At 75.4% G+C, this 14,935-nt stretch carries 15 protein-coding genes; 7 read left to right on the plus strand and 8 right to left on the minus strand.

Going from position 1 to position 14,935, the window contains the following annotated elements; genetic code table 11:
- Positions 1-321: VCBS repeat-containing protein (locus LPU61_RS15995; RefSeq protein WP_229405352.1), on the plus strand; the 321-nt coding region annotated here is incomplete at its 5' end.
- Between the two features lie 116 nt (positions 322-437).
- Here LPU61_RS15995 and LPU61_RS16000 read toward each other — a convergent pair.
- Positions 438-2,027: an FGGY-family carbohydrate kinase gene (locus LPU61_RS16000; RefSeq protein ID WP_229405353.1), complete on the minus strand. Its 1,590-nt coding sequence runs from the start codon at positions 2,025-2,027 to the stop codon at positions 438-440.
- A gap of 4 nt (positions 2,028-2,031) precedes the next feature.
- Positions 2,032-4,296, minus strand: coding sequence for an aminotransferase class III-fold pyridoxal phosphate-dependent enzyme (locus LPU61_RS16005; protein ID WP_229405354.1), 2,265 nt, complete (start codon positions 4,294-4,296; stop codon positions 2,032-2,034).
- 141 nt (positions 4,297-4,437) lie between these two features.
- Between LPU61_RS16005 and LPU61_RS16010 the strand changes: the two genes are divergently transcribed.
- Positions 4,438-5,604, plus strand: coding sequence for a CdaR family transcriptional regulator (locus LPU61_RS16010; RefSeq protein WP_229405355.1), 1,167 nt, complete (start codon positions 4,438-4,440; stop codon positions 5,602-5,604).
- A gap of 129 nt (positions 5,605-5,733) precedes the next feature.
- Here the strand turns inward: LPU61_RS16010 and LPU61_RS16015 are convergent, their stop codons facing one another.
- Entirely contained in the window at positions 5,734-6,339 is a 606-nt protein-coding gene (locus LPU61_RS16015; RefSeq protein WP_229405356.1) for a TetR/AcrR family transcriptional regulator, read from the minus strand.
- Between the two features lie 68 nt (positions 6,340-6,407).
- On the opposite strand from LPU61_RS16015, the gene LPU61_RS16020 reads away from it, so the two are divergent.
- Entirely contained in the window at positions 6,408-6,899 is a 492-nt protein-coding gene (locus tag LPU61_RS16020; protein WP_229405357.1) for an FBP domain-containing protein, read from the plus strand.
- 205 nt (positions 6,900-7,104) lie between these two features.
- Here LPU61_RS16020 and LPU61_RS16025 read toward each other — a convergent pair whose 3' ends face one another.
- Positions 7,105-7,575, minus strand: a complete 471-nt coding sequence (locus LPU61_RS16025; RefSeq protein ID WP_043968867.1) for a hypothetical protein — start codon at positions 7,573-7,575, stop codon at positions 7,105-7,107.
- Positions 7,576-7,676: 101 nt separating this feature from the next.
- Here LPU61_RS16025 and LPU61_RS16030 point away from each other — a divergent pair, with 101 nt between their 5' ends.
- Positions 7,677-8,522 (plus strand): alpha/beta fold hydrolase, encoded by an 846-nt coding sequence (locus LPU61_RS16030; RefSeq protein ID WP_229405358.1) that lies wholly within the window; start codon positions 7,677-7,679, stop codon positions 8,520-8,522.
- Here LPU61_RS16030 and crcB read toward each other — a convergent pair.
- From crcB to LPU61_RS16045, 3 genes are all read right to left on the minus strand, one after another.
- Positions 8,519-8,881 carry a fluoride efflux transporter CrcB gene (gene crcB, locus LPU61_RS16035; RefSeq protein ID WP_043968868.1) on the minus strand — a complete coding sequence of 121 codons (363 nt, stop codon included), beginning with the start codon at positions 8,879-8,881 and terminating at the stop codon, positions 8,519-8,521. The two genes, LPU61_RS16030 and crcB, sit on opposite strands and share 4 nt — an antisense overlap.
- On the minus strand, positions 8,878-9,417 hold the full coding sequence (locus tag LPU61_RS16040) for a CrcB family protein (protein WP_229405359.1): 540 nt from the start codon (positions 9,415-9,417) through the stop codon (positions 8,878-8,880). Before LPU61_RS16040 ends, crcB begins: the two co-directional genes overlap by 4 nt.
- Before the next feature lie 223 nt (positions 9,418-9,640).
- On the minus strand, positions 9,641-10,333 hold the full coding sequence (locus LPU61_RS16045) for a trans-aconitate 2-methyltransferase (protein WP_229405583.1): 693 nt from the start codon (positions 10,331-10,333) through the stop codon (positions 9,641-9,643).
- A gap of 341 nt (positions 10,334-10,674) precedes the next feature.
- Between LPU61_RS16045 and LPU61_RS16050 the strand changes: the two genes are divergently transcribed.
- Both LPU61_RS16050 and LPU61_RS16055 read left to right on the plus strand, forming a co-directional pair.
- Positions 10,675-11,109 carry a DUF6766 family protein gene (locus LPU61_RS16050; RefSeq protein WP_229405360.1) on the plus strand — a complete coding sequence of 145 codons (435 nt, stop codon included), beginning with the start codon at positions 10,675-10,677 and terminating at the stop codon, positions 11,107-11,109.
- A gap of 87 nt (positions 11,110-11,196) precedes the next feature.
- Complete coding sequence (locus tag LPU61_RS16055) at positions 11,197-12,165, plus strand: zinc-binding dehydrogenase (RefSeq protein WP_229405361.1); 969 nt, start codon at positions 11,197-11,199, stop codon at positions 12,163-12,165.
- Between the two features lie 81 nt (positions 12,166-12,246).
- Here LPU61_RS16055 and LPU61_RS16060 read toward each other — a convergent pair whose 3' ends face one another.
- Positions 12,247-13,359 (minus strand): hypothetical protein, encoded by a 1,113-nt coding sequence (locus tag LPU61_RS16060; RefSeq protein ID WP_229405362.1) that lies wholly within the window; start codon positions 13,357-13,359, stop codon positions 12,247-12,249.
- A gap of 309 nt (positions 13,360-13,668) precedes the next feature.
- On the opposite strand from LPU61_RS16060, the gene LPU61_RS16065 reads away from it, so the two are divergent.
- Entirely contained in the window at positions 13,669-14,658 is a 990-nt protein-coding gene (locus LPU61_RS16065; protein ID WP_229405584.1) for a glycosyltransferase, read from the plus strand.
- Positions 14,659-14,935 lie beyond the last annotated feature (277 nt).

Here is a 14,935-nt window from a genome sequence, read left to right on the forward strand (position 1 = left end):
GGTGTGGGCTGGAATGGTTACACGCCGTTCGGGATCGCCGATTGGGATCGTGATGGTCATCAGGACATCGTGGCGAGGGATGGGGCTGGTTATTTGTGGCTCTACCCGGGTGAGAGTGTGCGTGGCATGAGTAGCGCTGCGCGGGCGCAGATCGGTGTGGGCTGGAACGGTTACACGCCGTTCGACGTGGCCGATTGGGATCGTGATGGTCATCAGGACATCGTGGCGAGGGATGCGGCTGGCTACCTTTGGCTCTACCTGGGCGAGAGCGTGCGTGGCATGAGCAGCGGCTGGCGGGTGCAGATCGGCTTGGGCTGGTAGACACTCCGGGAGTGCGCGCACAGGCAGGGCCGGGCCCGAAGGCTCGGCCCTGCCCCTGGTGGCCGCCCGGGAACCCGTCCCGGGAAATACCTCCGCCCTGCGGGGCGGAGAGGAGGTCACCGGTGCAGCCGCCGGTAGACCGGGGCCAGCCGCTCGTGCAACTGGCGGTAGACGGCGAAGATCTCGTCGTACGTGGCCCGGTGCGCGGGCGTCGGCGCGAAGACCCGGTCGCTGCGCATCAGGCCGGGCAGGTCCGCGAAGTCGACCAGCCCGACGCCGACCGCGCCGATCCAGCCCGCGCCCCGGGCGTTCACCGCCAGGGGGTTCGCGTCGCGCCGGATCTCGACGCCGAGCACGTCGGCGAAGATCTGGCACCACGAGTCCGACAGCGCCCCGCCGCCGGTGATCGCCAGCGAGGTGACCGGCGCGCCGAGGAACCGGTCGACCGCCCGGAACAACCAGCGGGTGTTGAACGCGACGCCCTCGAAGACCGCCCGCAGCAGGTCGGAGCGGTTGGTGTCCAGCGAGATGTTGAGGAACGCCGCGCGCAGGTGCGGGTCGTCGACCGGGGCGCGTTCGCCGTAGAGCCACGGGGTGTAGATGACGCCGTTCGCCCCCGGCGGCACCGTCGGGATGATCCGGTCGAACGCGTCGAAGATCGTGCCCTCGTCCCGGCTGACGTGCCCCGCGCCCAGCAGTGGGTCGTCGTACTCGACGACCTTGTCGCGCAGCCAGGTCAGGTTCGCCCCGGCGGTGGCCTGCAGCGCGGTCATCAGGTAGCGGTCGGGGATGGCGCACGGCACCGAGGCGATCCCGGCGACCACGTCGGTCTTCTTCGCCGGCACGTGCGCGGCGACCCACGACGAGGTGCCGAGATACAGGTGCGGCTCGTTGTCGCCGGTCGTGCCCGCCCCGATCGCGGCGGCCGTGTTGTCGATGGCCCCGGCGACCACCCGCACCGACTCCGGCAGGCCCAGGTGCGCGGCGGCGGCCGGCGACAGCGTGCCGATCACGTCGGTGCAGGCGACGATCGGCGGCAGCTTGTCCCGGTCGATGCCGCAGTCGGCGACCAGGGCGGGGGAGTAGCGGACGTCGCCCGGCCGCCGGTTGTCGGTCACCCATGAGGTGAGGATCGAGTCGACGGTGGCCACCGTCCGCCCGGTCAGCTTCAGGTTGATCCAGTCGAGCACGTTGAGGAACGACGCGGTGCGCGCGTACACCTGCGGCATCTCGTCGCGGACCAGCAGCATGTGCGCCGCCGGGTCCTTGCCGGTCGGCGACGGCATGCCGCCGGTGAGCCGCAGCCAGCGCGCGATCCGGCGCACCGACATCCCGTGGTACGCGGGGAAGCCGCCGAACTGGCGGCGCAGGTTCGCCGCGCCCCGCATGTCCAGCCAGCTGATGCACGCCGTCAGCGGCTCCCCGGCAGCGTCGACGGCGATGGTCCCCTCGCCCTGGGTGGAGGCGCACACCACGGTGACCGCCCGCAGCTGGTCGGGGTGGGCGCGGCCCAGGTCGGCGACCACCTGCCCGAGCGCGTCCCACCAGGCGCGGGGATCCTGCTCGGCGCCGCCGCCGGGCAGCACCCGCAGCGGCACGGCCCGCTCGGCCCAGCCGGTGACGGTGCCGTCGGCGGCGACGAGGGCCGCCTTCATCCCCGAGGTGCCCAGGTCGATCGCGAGCACCTGCGGTGCCGTGCCTGCCACCGGCTCAGACCCCTTCGACCAGCGCGAACACCTGGTCGAACCGCGCGAGCGCGTCGTCGATGACCTCGTCGGTGTCGGCCATCGAGGTGTACATCCGCGAGCCGGCCAGGGTGATGATGCCGTGCGCAGCGTACGCCGCGCCCATCTGCTCCATCAGCCGCTTGCGGGCCTTGTTCTCCTTGAGCAGCTTCACCGGGTGGCGCATGTCCAGCAGCATGACGCCGCTGCACTCCAGGTGCACGATCGAGCCCTGGTTGTAGGCGACGTACGGCAGGCCGTAGCGGTCGATGAGCCGTTGCAGGCCCCGGGTGAGCCGGTCGCCGGCCCGCCCGGCGATGACCGGCGCGTTCGTGCGGGCCATCTCCTCGATGGCGAAGTAGCCGGCCGCGCAGGACAGCGGGTTCGCCGACAGGGTCCCGCCGACCTGGATGTGCGCGCCGCTCTTGCCGTCCAGGCCGGAGCCGAAGACCGCCATCACGTCGGCGCGACCGCCGACGCCGCCGGCCATCGGGTACCCGCCGGAGACCGCCTTGCCCAGCACCGTCAGGTCGGGGGTGACGCCGAAGTAGCCGGCCGCGCCGCCCAGACCGAGGCGGAACCCGGTGACCACCTCGTCGAAGATCAGCAGCGCACCGAACTCGTCGCAGAGTTGGCGTACCTTGGCGTTGAAGTCGCGCGGCACCGGCCGGGTGCCGGACTCCGGGCCGACGGGCTCGACCACGACGGCGGCCGTGCCGCCCCGCAGCCGGTTCTCGATCAGCTTGCGCCGCAGCTGCCCCAGGTCGTGCGGGAACGCCTCCCGGGTGCGGCTGGTCGCGCCGAACGGGATGCCCTTGGCGTTCATCCGGTAGGTGCCGGGCACCCGCAGTCCGTAGACCATCGTGTCGGACCAGCCGTGGTACGCGCCGCCGACCTTGATCACCATCTTCTTGCCGGTGAACGCCCGCGCCCCGCGCACGGCGGCCATCACCGCCTCGGTGCCGGAGCCGAGCGCCCGGTACATCTCCACGTGCGGCAGGTACCGGTGGATGATCTCGGCGAGATTCAGCTCGTACTCGTGGAACAGGCCGGTGACCGGCCCGGACGCCCGCACCACCTCCGCGACCCGCTCGTTGACCGGCCCGTAGTTGCTGCCCAGGATCGTCGGGCCGCCGGCCTGCAGGAAGTCGATGTAGGTGTTGCCGTCGCGGTCGACCAGGTGCGCGCCCTCGGCCCGCTCGATGGCGAGGGGGAACGGATAGTTGAACGCCAGGTTGTGCTGCACGCCGCCCGGGATGCGCCGCTTCGCCCGGTCGGTGATCTCCCGGCTGGCGCGGCACTTGGTGTCGTAGTAGTTGAGCACGTCGAGCAGCGCGTCGTGGCGCAGCCCGCGGATCGGCTGGGCGACCAGCGCCTTCAGGCGGCGCATGACGTCGTCGACGTCGGGGTACTCGCTGATCGCGTACCCGAGCCGGGCCGCCTCGCCGCCGTTCACCGTGCCGGCGCTGTCCTCGCCGTTGTTCTCCGTGCCGGCGGCGAGCGCGGCGGCCGTCGCGTCGGCGCTGGGCGGCTCCTCGTCGGTGGGCACCCGCAGCGGCGGCACCGCCTCGGTGATCTGCGCGGCGATCCGCTTCTCGTCGGCGCGCAGCTTGCCGAAGGCGACCTCGCGGATCGCCGTCGGGATGGTGTAGACCTTCCCGGTCTCGGTGGTCAGCGCCAGCAGGTAGGCGATCGACACCTTCTCCAGCAGCGCCATGTTGAACACCGCCCGGTCCGGGTCCGTGCCGAGGGCGACGATCCCGTGGTTGGCGATGATGAACGCGTTGTCCCCGCCGGCGACCTTCTTCTGCACGTTGCGCGCCAGGAACCCGGTGCCCGACGGGGCGTAGTCGACGATGGCGACCCGCTTGCCGAGGAAGCGCACCTGCTCGTCGGTCAGCGCCGGGATCGGCCTGCGCAGGAAGGCCAGCGCCGAGGCGTACGGCTGGTGGGTGTGCACGATCGCGTTGACGTCCGGCCGCTGCCGGTAGATGTTGGCGTGCATCCCGCACTCGATCGACGGCGCGAGTCCCGTGCCGGAGTCGTCGGGCACGTGCTTGCCGGCGAAGTCGACGATGCAGACGTCCTCGACGCGCATCCGGTCGTAGTCGTAGTTGCTGGGGGTGACCGCGTACAGCTCGTGGCCGGGGACGCGGACCGACACGTTGCCCTCCGTGGCCTTGAGGTAGCCGCGGGCGAGCATGGTGCGGCACATGTCGACGACGTGCTGGCGGGACGTGCGGTGCTCCACGGCGCTCTCCTCGGTCGGGCCACGGCGGATCGGCGGGGGTGCCCGTCGCGGTCCATCGTCGCCGGGCGGCCGACGCGGAGCACCGTCCCGCCGGACGCGAGAATCGGGCCCTCGATTGTCACCGCGTGACAAAATCGCGGGATGACCGCCCCCGCCACGCCCTGGCAGCGGCTCCCCGCCGACCTGTCCGCCGCGATGCGACCCCACCTGCCCGCCACCGTCGGGGCGGTCGCCGCGGCGGTCACCGAGGCCACCCCGGCCTTCGCCGCCATCTCCGACGCCAAGTTCGCCCGGGACGTGCGCACCGCCGTGCAGGTCGCCTTCGAGCGCTTCGTCGACCTCGTCGGCACCGCCGAGCCCGCCCTGCCGCCGCGCGTGCGGGACGTCTTCGTCGCGCTCGGTGCGGGCGAGGCGCGCGAGGACCGCGGGCCGGAGGCGCTGCTGGCGGCACAACGGACGGCGGCGCGCCTGATGCTGCGCACCGCGTCGGAGTCGCTGGCCCGGCTGCGCCCCGTCGACACCGCGGAGCTGATCGACCTGTCCGACGCGATCACCGCGTACGTCGACGAGCTGGCCGCCGCGAGCACCGACGGCTACGCCCTGCAACTGCGCGAGCAGGCCGGGGAGGGCGACCGGCGGCGTCGGCAGCTCGCCGAGCTGCTGCTGCGCGGCGACGGCCTGCCCGCCGCCGTCGGGGCCGCCGCCGCCCGGATCGGCTGGCCGCACCTCGACGAGGTGGTGCCGGTGCTGCTGCCGCTGGAGCAGGCCCGCGACGCCCGGTTCCGCTACGGCGCGGACGGCCTCGTGGTCGAACGCGGACGCGACGCCGTGCTGCTGCTGCGGGCCGGCCCGCGCTCCGCCCGCCCGCAGCTCGCCGAGGCCCTCGCGGGGCGCGGGGCGGTGGTGGGGCCGGCCCTGGGCTGGGCGCAGGTGCCGGCGGCCCTCCGGCTCGCCGAGCTGACCGCCGGACCGGCCGGGGCCGACCCGGGGCCGGTCTTCGTCGACGACCACCTGATCGCGCTGACCCTACGCGGGGAGGCCGGCGCGCTGGCCGTGCTCACCGCCCGCCGACTGGCGCCCCTGGCGCACCTGCGCCCGGCGCAGCGGGAGAGCCTGCTCGCCACCCTGCACAGCTGGCTGCGGCACTGGGGCTCGCGCGCGGAGGTGGCCACGGAGCTGTACGTGCACCCGCAGACTGTCAGCTACCGCATCCGACGCCTGCGCGAGCTGTACGGCGACGACCTGACCGACCCGACCGCCCGCACGGAACTCCTCCTGGTCCTGGCCGCCCGCCCCACCCCACCCTGACCCACCAGACCCTGCCCCCCACCCGCCCCGCCCCCACCCGCCCCGCGTCGCCCCGCGTCGCCCCGCCCCGCGTCGGTGATCAAGAGGAAAGTGTCAAAGGTGATCTCGACGGTGACGCAAACCTCTTGATCACCGGGGTGTGGGCGGGGGTGGGGCGGGGCGGGGGCCAGGTGGGGGCCAGGTGTGTAGGAGGGCGTCGAGGGCGTCCAGGATGCGGGTCCAGGTCTCCTGCGTGTCGGGGGCGCTGTGGTCGAACCCGCCCCCCAGCTCCAGGCTGACGTAGCCGTGGAAGACGCTGCCCAGCAGGCGAACGGCGTGCGTCTGGTCGGGCTCTGTCAGGTCGTACCCGCGCAGGATCGACCGGACCATCCGCGCGTGCCGGACGCCGGCGCTGGCGGCGGCCGTGGCCGGGTCGAGCCGGAGCTGGGCGGCGGCGTAGCGGCCCGGGTGCTCCCGGGCGTAGTCGCGGTAGACGTTCGCCAGGGCGGTCAGCGCGTCCTTGCCGGACCGCCCGGCCAGGGCGTCGGCGGCGCGGGCGGCGAGCTCGTCCAGGGCGAGCAGGGCGATCCGGGTCCGGAGGTCCTGGGAGTTTCGCAGGTGCGAGTAGAGGCTGGCGACCGTGACGCCGAACCGCCTGGCGACCGCCGAGACGGTCACCTGCTCGAAGCCGACCTCGTCGGCCAGCTCCGCCCCGGCCAGGGTCAGGCGTGCTGCGGTGAGTCCGGCGCGGACCATGGTCCTCCTCGTTGCCTAAACCGATTATGCGTTTGCCTAAAGGTTTTAGGAAGCCTAGCGTGCCGGCCATGGAGCCACTGACCGAACAACAGATCCGCGCCGCGTTCGTCAACTGCACCAAGGGCGAGTCGAAGCGCCTCTCCGTGCCGCGTGACCTCGCCGAACGCCCCTGGAGCGACCTGGACTACCTCGGCTGGCGGGACCCGCAGGCCCCCGACCGCGCCTACCTCGCCACCGTCCTCGACGGCCGCCCGACGGCCCTCGCGCTGCGCTGCCCCAGCCCCACCGCCGCGCAGCGACCGCGCGGCATGTGCTCGATCTGCCTCACCACCCCGGCCGGCGGCGTCTCTCTGATGGTCGCGCGCCGGGCGGGCAAGCCCGGACAGCAGGGCAACACCGTGGGTACGTACATCTGCAGCGACCTGGCCTGCTCCCTGTACGTGCGCGGCAGGAAGGACGCGGGGCCCGGCGCGCGCCTCCAGGAGTCGATCACCCTGGAGGAGAAGATCCAGCGGACCGTGGCCCACCTCGCCGCGTTCGTCGCCAAGGTGACCGGCTGACCGGCTGACCGGGTGGCCGGGTGGCCGGCTGACCGGCGTGATCCGCACCCGCGGCGGCGGGGCGACCACTCGACCGCTGTCCGGCGAGCCGTGACATCGGGCGGAGGGAGTCCGGACGCCCCGCGCGAGCAGCTCCGGCACCTCGACGCCGCGCGGCAGGCCCGCCGGCAGGCGGGACGGGGTGGTCGGCCGAGGCCCCGGGCAGTCAGGGGATCGAGAAGAGACGGTCCGCAGGGACGACGGTGGCGGGCAGCGTCGCGCCGGGCGCGAGGGCCGGGTCGACGGGGCGGTTCACGTCCGCCTCGAACGCGGCGAACCCGGGCCCGCTGATGCGCAGGCGGAGCGTCAGCCCCGGGTCCTCTCCGTCCACGCGGTCCGCCACGGAGAGGATCTCCGCCGTCGCGGCGACACCCGCGGCGGACAGGTGACGCGCGTCGCGTCGCGACCGGGCGACCAGCCGCAAGCCGAGGACGCCGAAACCGACGCCGACAACCGTCATGAACGCGTCACCGGCGAGCAGGCCCCAGAAGTCCTTGGTCGACGGTGGCGGCTCCACCGTCAGGCCGGCGACGAACAGGGCCGGCCCGGGCAGGCAGATGGCGAGGAACGCCAGCCGGCACAACAGCGCGCCGATCGGACCGATGCGGGCTTCCGCTTGCCGGGGCGTGCTCGTCACCTGATCATCCTAGTTGGTCTCCCGCGCCATGATCGCCGCCGGTTGAACCGTAGGTCGGTAACCCCATGGACGGTGAACCGGCCATCCGGGAGGGTGGGGGCGTGGAACACGAGATCACCGTCGCGCCCGGCGTCCGGCTGTGGGCCGAGGAACGCGGCGACCCGCGCGCACCGGCACTGCTGCTCGTCATGGGTGCGAACGCCTCGGGCCTGACCTGGCCGGAAGCCCTCCTGGACGCGCTGGCCCGCCGGCACCGGGTCGTGCGCTACGACCACCGCGACACCGGGCGGTCGACGTGGTCCTTCGACGAGGACCCCTACCCGCTCACCGCGCTCGCCGCCGACGCCGTGCGGGTCCTCGACGCCCTGGGGATCGACCGTGCCCACGTGGTCGGCATGTCGCTGGGCGGCACGCTGACGCAACTGCTGCTGCTCGACCACCCGGAACGCGTGGCGACGGCCACCCTCGTCGGCACCACCCCCCTCGACGGTGGCCCGGCCGACGGGCCCGGGATCGCCCCCGAGCTGCTGGCGTTGTGGGAGACCATGCTCGAACCACGGGACCGCGACGCCGAACTGGCCTGGCGCGTGCGGCACTGGCGCGTCCTCAACGGCGGCGAGTCGCCCTTCGACGCCGAGGAGTTCCGGCGTCGGGAGGAGCGCATCATGGCGCACGCGGGGCGGCACGAGAACCCGGCCGCGCACGCCCGCGCGGACCAGGGTGGCCTCGACCGCGCCGGCGAACTGGCGGCGGTCACCATCCCCGTCCTCGTGGTCGACTCCCCGGCCGACCCGGTCGCCGGCACCGCCTCCGCGCGGCACCTCGCGACGCTGCTGGGCAACGCCCGGCTCGTCACCGTCCCCGGGCTCGGCCACGCCCTGCCGGAGGCGATCGCGCCCCGGCTGGCCGAGGTGATCCTCGACCACACGACCACCCCCGGGAGCTAGCCGACCAGCGCGCGGGTCGCCGCGTAACCCAGCGTCGCCGCGCCCAGCCCAGCGGCGACGCTGGTCAGCGCGTTCACCAGCGCGAGCAGGCGGGAGCCGTCGCGGGCCAGGCGCAGCGTCTCGTACCCGAAGGTGGAGTAGGTGGTGAGCGCGCCGCAGAAGCCGGTGCCGAGCAGCGCGCTCACCGCCGGCCCGACCGGCGCGGCGACCAGGGCGCCGAGCACCAGCGAGCCGACCACGTTCACGGTCAGGGTGCCCCAGGGGAACGGCGAGGCGTGCCGGGACTGCACGGCCCGGTCGGTGAGGTACCGCAGCGGCGCCCCGACGGCCGCGCCGAGGGCGATCAGCAGGACCGTCACGACGGCCCGCCGTCGGCCCGTGCCCCGTCTGAACCCGGGCGCCCCGTCGCCGTCTCGCCCTCTCGCGCGCCGGTCGCGCGGCCGAGCAGCCGGCCGGCGGCGGCGTCGCCGACCCAGACCGCGGCGACCGCCCCCAGCAGGGTGGCGGCGAGGTACGCCAGCGCGGTGCCCGCCGCACCGGCGGCCGCAGCCTGCCGCACGTCCACCACGTACGTGGAGAAGGTGGTGTAGCCGCCGAGCACGCCCACGCCCAGGAACGGTCGGGTGAGCGGCGGGACGCGGCCGGTGGTGACCACCGCCATCAGGGCGCCGATCAGCAGGCACCCGGACACGTTGACGCCGAACGTCGCCCAGCCGAACCCGGTCGGCGGGTGTGGGAACGCCGCCTGGACACCCGCCCGGGCGAGCGCGCCGAGCACGCCCCCGGCCGCGATGACACCGAGTACGACCGCCGGGTGGGCGCGCAGTTCGCCCCGGTCGGCCGGCACCCGCAGGTCGACGTCGGGGTCGACCCGGCGCGGGGTCGGTCCTGTCACCCTCGCCCTCCCACCAGCCGCCTGGGCGTACGAGCGCGAGCCTACCCCCGCCGCCCCGCCGGAGGGCCCCTTGATCGTCTGCGGGAAACGGAGAGTGCGGCCGGCGTGTCGTCTCCTTTCCGCGCAGACGATCAAGGGGCAGCGCGGGGGCGGCGCGGAGCAAGGGGTGGCGCGGGGGAGCGAGGGGTGGCGCGGGGCAGGCAGGGTGGCGCGGGGTGGCGCGTCAGCGCAGGGCGGCCACCGCCGCGTCCGCGCCGCCCCGCCACAGCGTGCCGGCCTCGGTGAAGCCGGCGGCGGTCAGCGCGCCGAGGTGCCAGGAGACCGGCGGGTTCCACTCGGGGCTGTGCCCGGTCGGGTAGATCTCGTGGCGGCGCCGCACCAGCGGGCCCAGGACCGGGTCGGCGCCGGCCCGCGCCCACCAGTCGGACCAGGACAGGGCCGCGCCTGCGGCGTGCCGGGCGGCGCGCCGCTCGCGGGCCCGGGCCGTCAACCGGTCGGTCAGCGTCGGCAGCGCGTCGTCGGGCATCCGGTCGGCGTTGACGAACAGCCCGCCCGGGCGCAGCAGGTCCCGCAGCTCGCCGTAGAGCTCGGTGAGGCGCTCGGCGGGCAGCCAGTGCAGGGCGGTGGCGGTGAGCACGGCGTCGTAGTCGCGGTGCGGCAGCCGGCCGGGCCAGTCGGGACGGGCCAGGTCGGCGGTGAGCACGACGGCGCGGTCGCCCAGCGACGCGCGGGCCAGGGCGAGCAGGGCCGGGTCGAGGTCGACCAGGGTGACCCGGGCTCGGGGGAAGCGGGCCAGGGCGCGCAGCGTGATCGTGCCGGTGCCACCGGCGAGGTCGAGCAGGCGGGGCGAGTCCGTGTCGACCACGGCCTCGACGGCGTCGAGCATGGCGGCGAGGCGTTCCTCCCGGTCCGGCATGAACCCCTCCTGCTGCCGGTCCCAGCTCTCCTGCCAGGCCGCCGCCGTCGTGGCGAGCCCGGAAACGGCGGGGTCGGAGTCGGCAGGGTCGGCAGGGTCGGCGGGACCCTCGGTGATCGTCGCGGGGCGCCCGGCGGTCGCCTCGGCCACACCCTCGCTGATGTAAGGAGTCATGCGCATCAGGCTAGTTACGCCGCCGGTCGACGTCCAGACCTTGTTGCCAACTACTGGCAACAAGAGGGGAGTGTCGTTCGCGGCCTCCGTCCCTGTTCAGCACGGTTTCGACCGGGTCGGCGCGGGGCACATCACGGGTGAGATCGACTACCGGGAGGGGGATCGTGATGGCGGAGACCAGCACATCGACCGGCGCACGCTCGTCCGTCAGCGCCGACACCGGGGGTGGCCGCAGTCGCGGCCCGGCGGCCGGCCCACCGTTCCGCAAGCCGCGATGGCCCAAGGCGTACGCCTTCGCGCTGGTCACCGGCGCGCTCTTCCTCTTCTCGTGGGTCGGCCAGTTCCTCTTCCAGTTGGTGGTGCAGCGCAACGAGGCGAGCCAGCACGGCCAGGCGTTCGCCTGGTCCGAGTTCCTGCCGCAGTTCTTCGCGAGCACCTTCGAGAACTGGCAGTCGGAGTTCCTCCAGCTGATCTGGCAGGCCGCCGGGCTGGCCCTCTTCTACTACTGGGGCTCGTCCCAGTCCCGGGAGTCCGACGACCGGATCGAGGCCAAGCTGGACGCGCTGCTGCGCGAGCGCAACCTGGACCCGGAGAATCCGTGACCCGGCCCACCCCGCGCTCCGGTTGACCTCAACCCCGCTTCACCTCCGAGGCTGTCCGCACACGGTAGAGCGACACGGAGGCGCGGGATGCGAGTGGTCGAGGTGGCCCGGTTCGGCGGGCCGGAGGTGCTGACCCTGACGGAGGCCCCCGACCCGTCGCCCGGGCCGGGCGAGGTGGTCGTCGAGACGGCGTACGCCAACGTGCTCTGGATCGACACGGCGATCCGCGCGGGCCGGGCCGGGCAGTGGTTCCCGGTCCGGCCCCCGTACCGTCCCGGGTCGGGGGTGTCCGGCACGGTGAGCGCGGTGGGGCCCGGCGTCGATCCGGCCTGGGCGGGCCGGCGGGTGGTCGCGCGGACCGGTCCGGTCGGTGGCTACCTCGACCGGGCCCCGGTGCCGGTCGACGACGTCCGCGCCGTGCCCGCGGCGGTGTCGCTGCGGGACGCCGCGGCCCTGCTTACCGACGGCGCCACCGCGTTCGCCGTGCTCGACCTGGTCGGCGTGCGACCCGGCGACCGGGTGCTGGTCACCGCCGCCGCCGGGGGAGCGGGCGCGCTGCTGGTCCAGGCGGCGCGGGCCGCGGGGGCCCGGGTGGTCGCGGCGGCGCGGGGGACGGCCAAGGGGGACGCGCTGCGTCGCCTCGGCGTCACCGACGTCGTGGACTACTCCGCCCCGGACTGGACCGACCGGGTACGCGCCGTCCTCGGCGGCGTCGACGTGCTCCTCGACGGCGCCGGCGGCGCGTACGGCCGGGCCGCGCACGACCTGGTGGCACCGGGCGGACGGGTCTGCGCGTACGGCGCGCCGGCCGGCGGCTTCGCCGTCCCCGAACCCGCCTCGGCCCGCACCAGGGGCATCACGGTCACCGACATCGAGGCGCTGCGGACGGCCGGGCCGCAGGTCAGGCGGGCGCACCTGCTGGCCGCCCTGGACGCCGCCGCGACCGGCCGGGTGACGCCGCTGGTGGGGCAGACGTTCCCGCTGGACCGCGCCGCCGACGCGCACCGCGCCGTCGAGGACCGGGCGGCGGTCGGCAAGACCCTGCTCACCCCGTGAGCGGGACCGCCGGGCGAGCGGCCGCGCAGCACCGCGTCCGGTTCGGCCCGGCTGGTCGCGGGCGGGAGCCGGCCGGGCCGGTCACCGCCTGCCGAGCGGGATCGCCTGGGCCGGGACCGCCGGCGTCGGTGCCGCCGGGACCGGTGCGGGCCCGGCGGGGCGGGCGGCCAGGCCGCCGAGCAGGGCACCCAGCAGCGCGGCGAGGACGACGACGCCGCCGGTCACCTCCGGCGTCCAGCGGACCCCGGCGGCCAGGGCGAGGCCGGTCAGGTGCCCGGCGACCAGCAGGCCGCCGAGCAGCGCCCCGGCCAGCGGCAGCCGCAGCGGCGCGTCCGGGCCGCGTACGGCGTCCAGCCGCCACAGCAGCGCGTCGGCGAGGGCCGCGCCGCCCAGCGCCCCCAGCGCGGCCCACGTCTGCGTCGTCGGGAACTCGTGCATCACCAGGTCGTACAGCGCCACCCCGGCGACCAGGGCGGCGCCCGTCCCGACGGCCGCGCGCCGCCGGTGGACCAGCAGGAACGGTCCGACCAGCAGCAGCGTCGTGAGCAGGTACGCGTCGACGCCGAGCACCGCCTGCTGCTGGGCGCCCAGGCCGATCGTCCGGGTCGGGGCGAGGGTGAGGAATGCCGACGCGTAGGTGAGCAGGATCGACGGCGCCATCGCGCCGAGCACCAGCGACGCGACGCCCGTGACCGATCGCGCGCCGCCCTCGCCGCCGGCCCACCACGAACGCAGGGGACTGGTCACCAGCAGCACCGCAGAGGCGTCGAGCAGCAGGTGGCTCGGGCTGAACGCGGCGTCGAGGCCGACCTCCACTCCCAGCGTCTCGTGCCAGGCCAGGTCGGCCAGCCCGGCGAGCAGGAAGGTCACCGCCGCGATCGCACCCACCCGGTAACCGGCGGGCCAGCCGTCCCGCCACCACCGGGGCGCGCCGCCGCGCCGCCGGTACGCCAGCCAGAACGTCCACGCCGCCGTGGCGACGAAGCCCGCGTAGAGCAGCCCGTGCCACGGGGTGAAGAAGCCCTCGATGGTCTCGATGATGTTGGTGTGCGCCCAGCCGTCGGACATCGCCCCGGCGGTGAGCACCGCGCCGAACAGGACGGTGACGAGGTCCTCCCGGCGGGTGGCGGGTGGCACACCGGGGGAGGTGACTGCGGACGGTGAGGTGTCGTGGCGGACTCCGCTGCTGGTCATCGGCGGTCCTCTCGGGAGAAGGCAACTCAGCGTCATTGTGCGGCTCCCGTGGGCGACGGCCCGGGACCGGCGGCCGTTCGCGTCGGGCGCGTCGCGCCACCGTCCACATGTTGGGACGCTGGCGCGTCGGCGGTGGCCCGCCGCCCGGACTCGCGGCCCCCACCGCCGCCGGCGGCCGCCTACCATCGGCGGATGCGCGTCCTGGTGGTCTCCGCACCGTTGATCGGGCACGTCTTCCCGCTGCTGCCGCTGGCCCTCGCGCTGCGCAACGCCGGTCACGAGGTGCTCGTCGCCACGGGCGCCGAGGGGATGGCCGCCGCCCGCAGCGGCCTGCCGGTGCGCGACGTCGTGCCAGGCTTCGACTTCGGCCGGATCGCCCGGTCGGTGCTGCTGCGCCATCCGCTGGTCGGCCGCGCCGAGGTTGCCGGCACGGCCGGCACCCGGGGCGCCGCGCTGCTCTTCGGGCAGGTCAACGACGAGCTGGCCGACGGCCTCGTGGCGCTCGCGGAAAGCTGGCGGCCCGACCTGGTGCTCTACGAGCCCTTCGCGGTGGCCGGCGCGCTCGCCGCCGCCCGGCTCGACGTCCCCGCCGTACGCCACGAGAACTCCCTGTTCGACGGCCGGGAGCTGGTCCGGGTGACCACCGCCCGGCTGACCGGGGCACTGCGCCGGCACGGCCTCGCCGGGCTGCCACCCCCCGTCGCCGCCCTGGCCATCGCCCCGCCCAGCGTGGCCACCCAGGACGGCTGGCCGCTGCGCCACGTCGCCTGGTCCGGCGGCGGGGAGCTGCCGCGCTGGCTCGCCGAGCCCGGCCCCCGGCCCCGCGTGCTGGTCACCCGCAGCACGATCGCCGGCCCGGTCGGCGCCGGCCTCATGCGCGCCGTGCTGGCCGCCGCCGGCCGGGTGGACGCCGAGTTCGTCCTGGTCCGGCCCGGTCTCCGGCGGGCCCGGCGACTGCCGGCCAACGTCCGGCCGGTGGGTTGGATCCCGCTGGCGGCCGCCCTGCCGGCGAGCGCGGCGCTGGTGCACCACGGCGGCTCGGGCAGCGCGTACGGTGCGCTCGTCGCCGGCATCCCGCAGTTGGCGACCACGGGGCCGGGGGACCGCCGGCACAACGCCGGGCTCATCGCCGCCCGGGGGGCCGGCCTCGCCGTCCCGGCCCGGCGGATCACCGCCGAACTGCTCACCCGGCTGGTCACCGACCCGGCGCTGGCCGGGGCCGCCCGCGAGGTCAGCGGCGAGATCGCCGCCATGCCGGCCCCGGCGGACCTGGTGTCCCGGCTGGAGACGCTGCGCTGATCCCGGGCCCGGCCGGCGTCCGGGCCCCGGCCCGGCCGGGGGCTGCTCCGGCCCTGCTCCCGACCCCCGTGCGGCCGCAGGCTGCCGCCGGGTGACCGGTCGCGCGGGCCCGGGGGCGCCGGCAGGGCCGGGGTCGTCGGCCGGAGCCGCGCCGGGGCCGGGTGCGTCGCGGGCCGCGCCGGCCGCACCGGTGCCGTCGCGCCGGCGCGGCGGACGACGGCCGCCAGGACCGCCCGGGGCAGCCGGTCGTGCGCCACCCGACGCAGCGCCGGGTCGG

The sequence above is a fragment of the Micromonospora sp. NBRC 110038 genome, from assembly GCF_020884815.1.
GTDB classification, from domain to species: domain Bacteria; phylum Actinomycetota; class Actinomycetes; order Mycobacteriales; family Micromonosporaceae; genus Micromonospora; species Micromonospora haikouensis.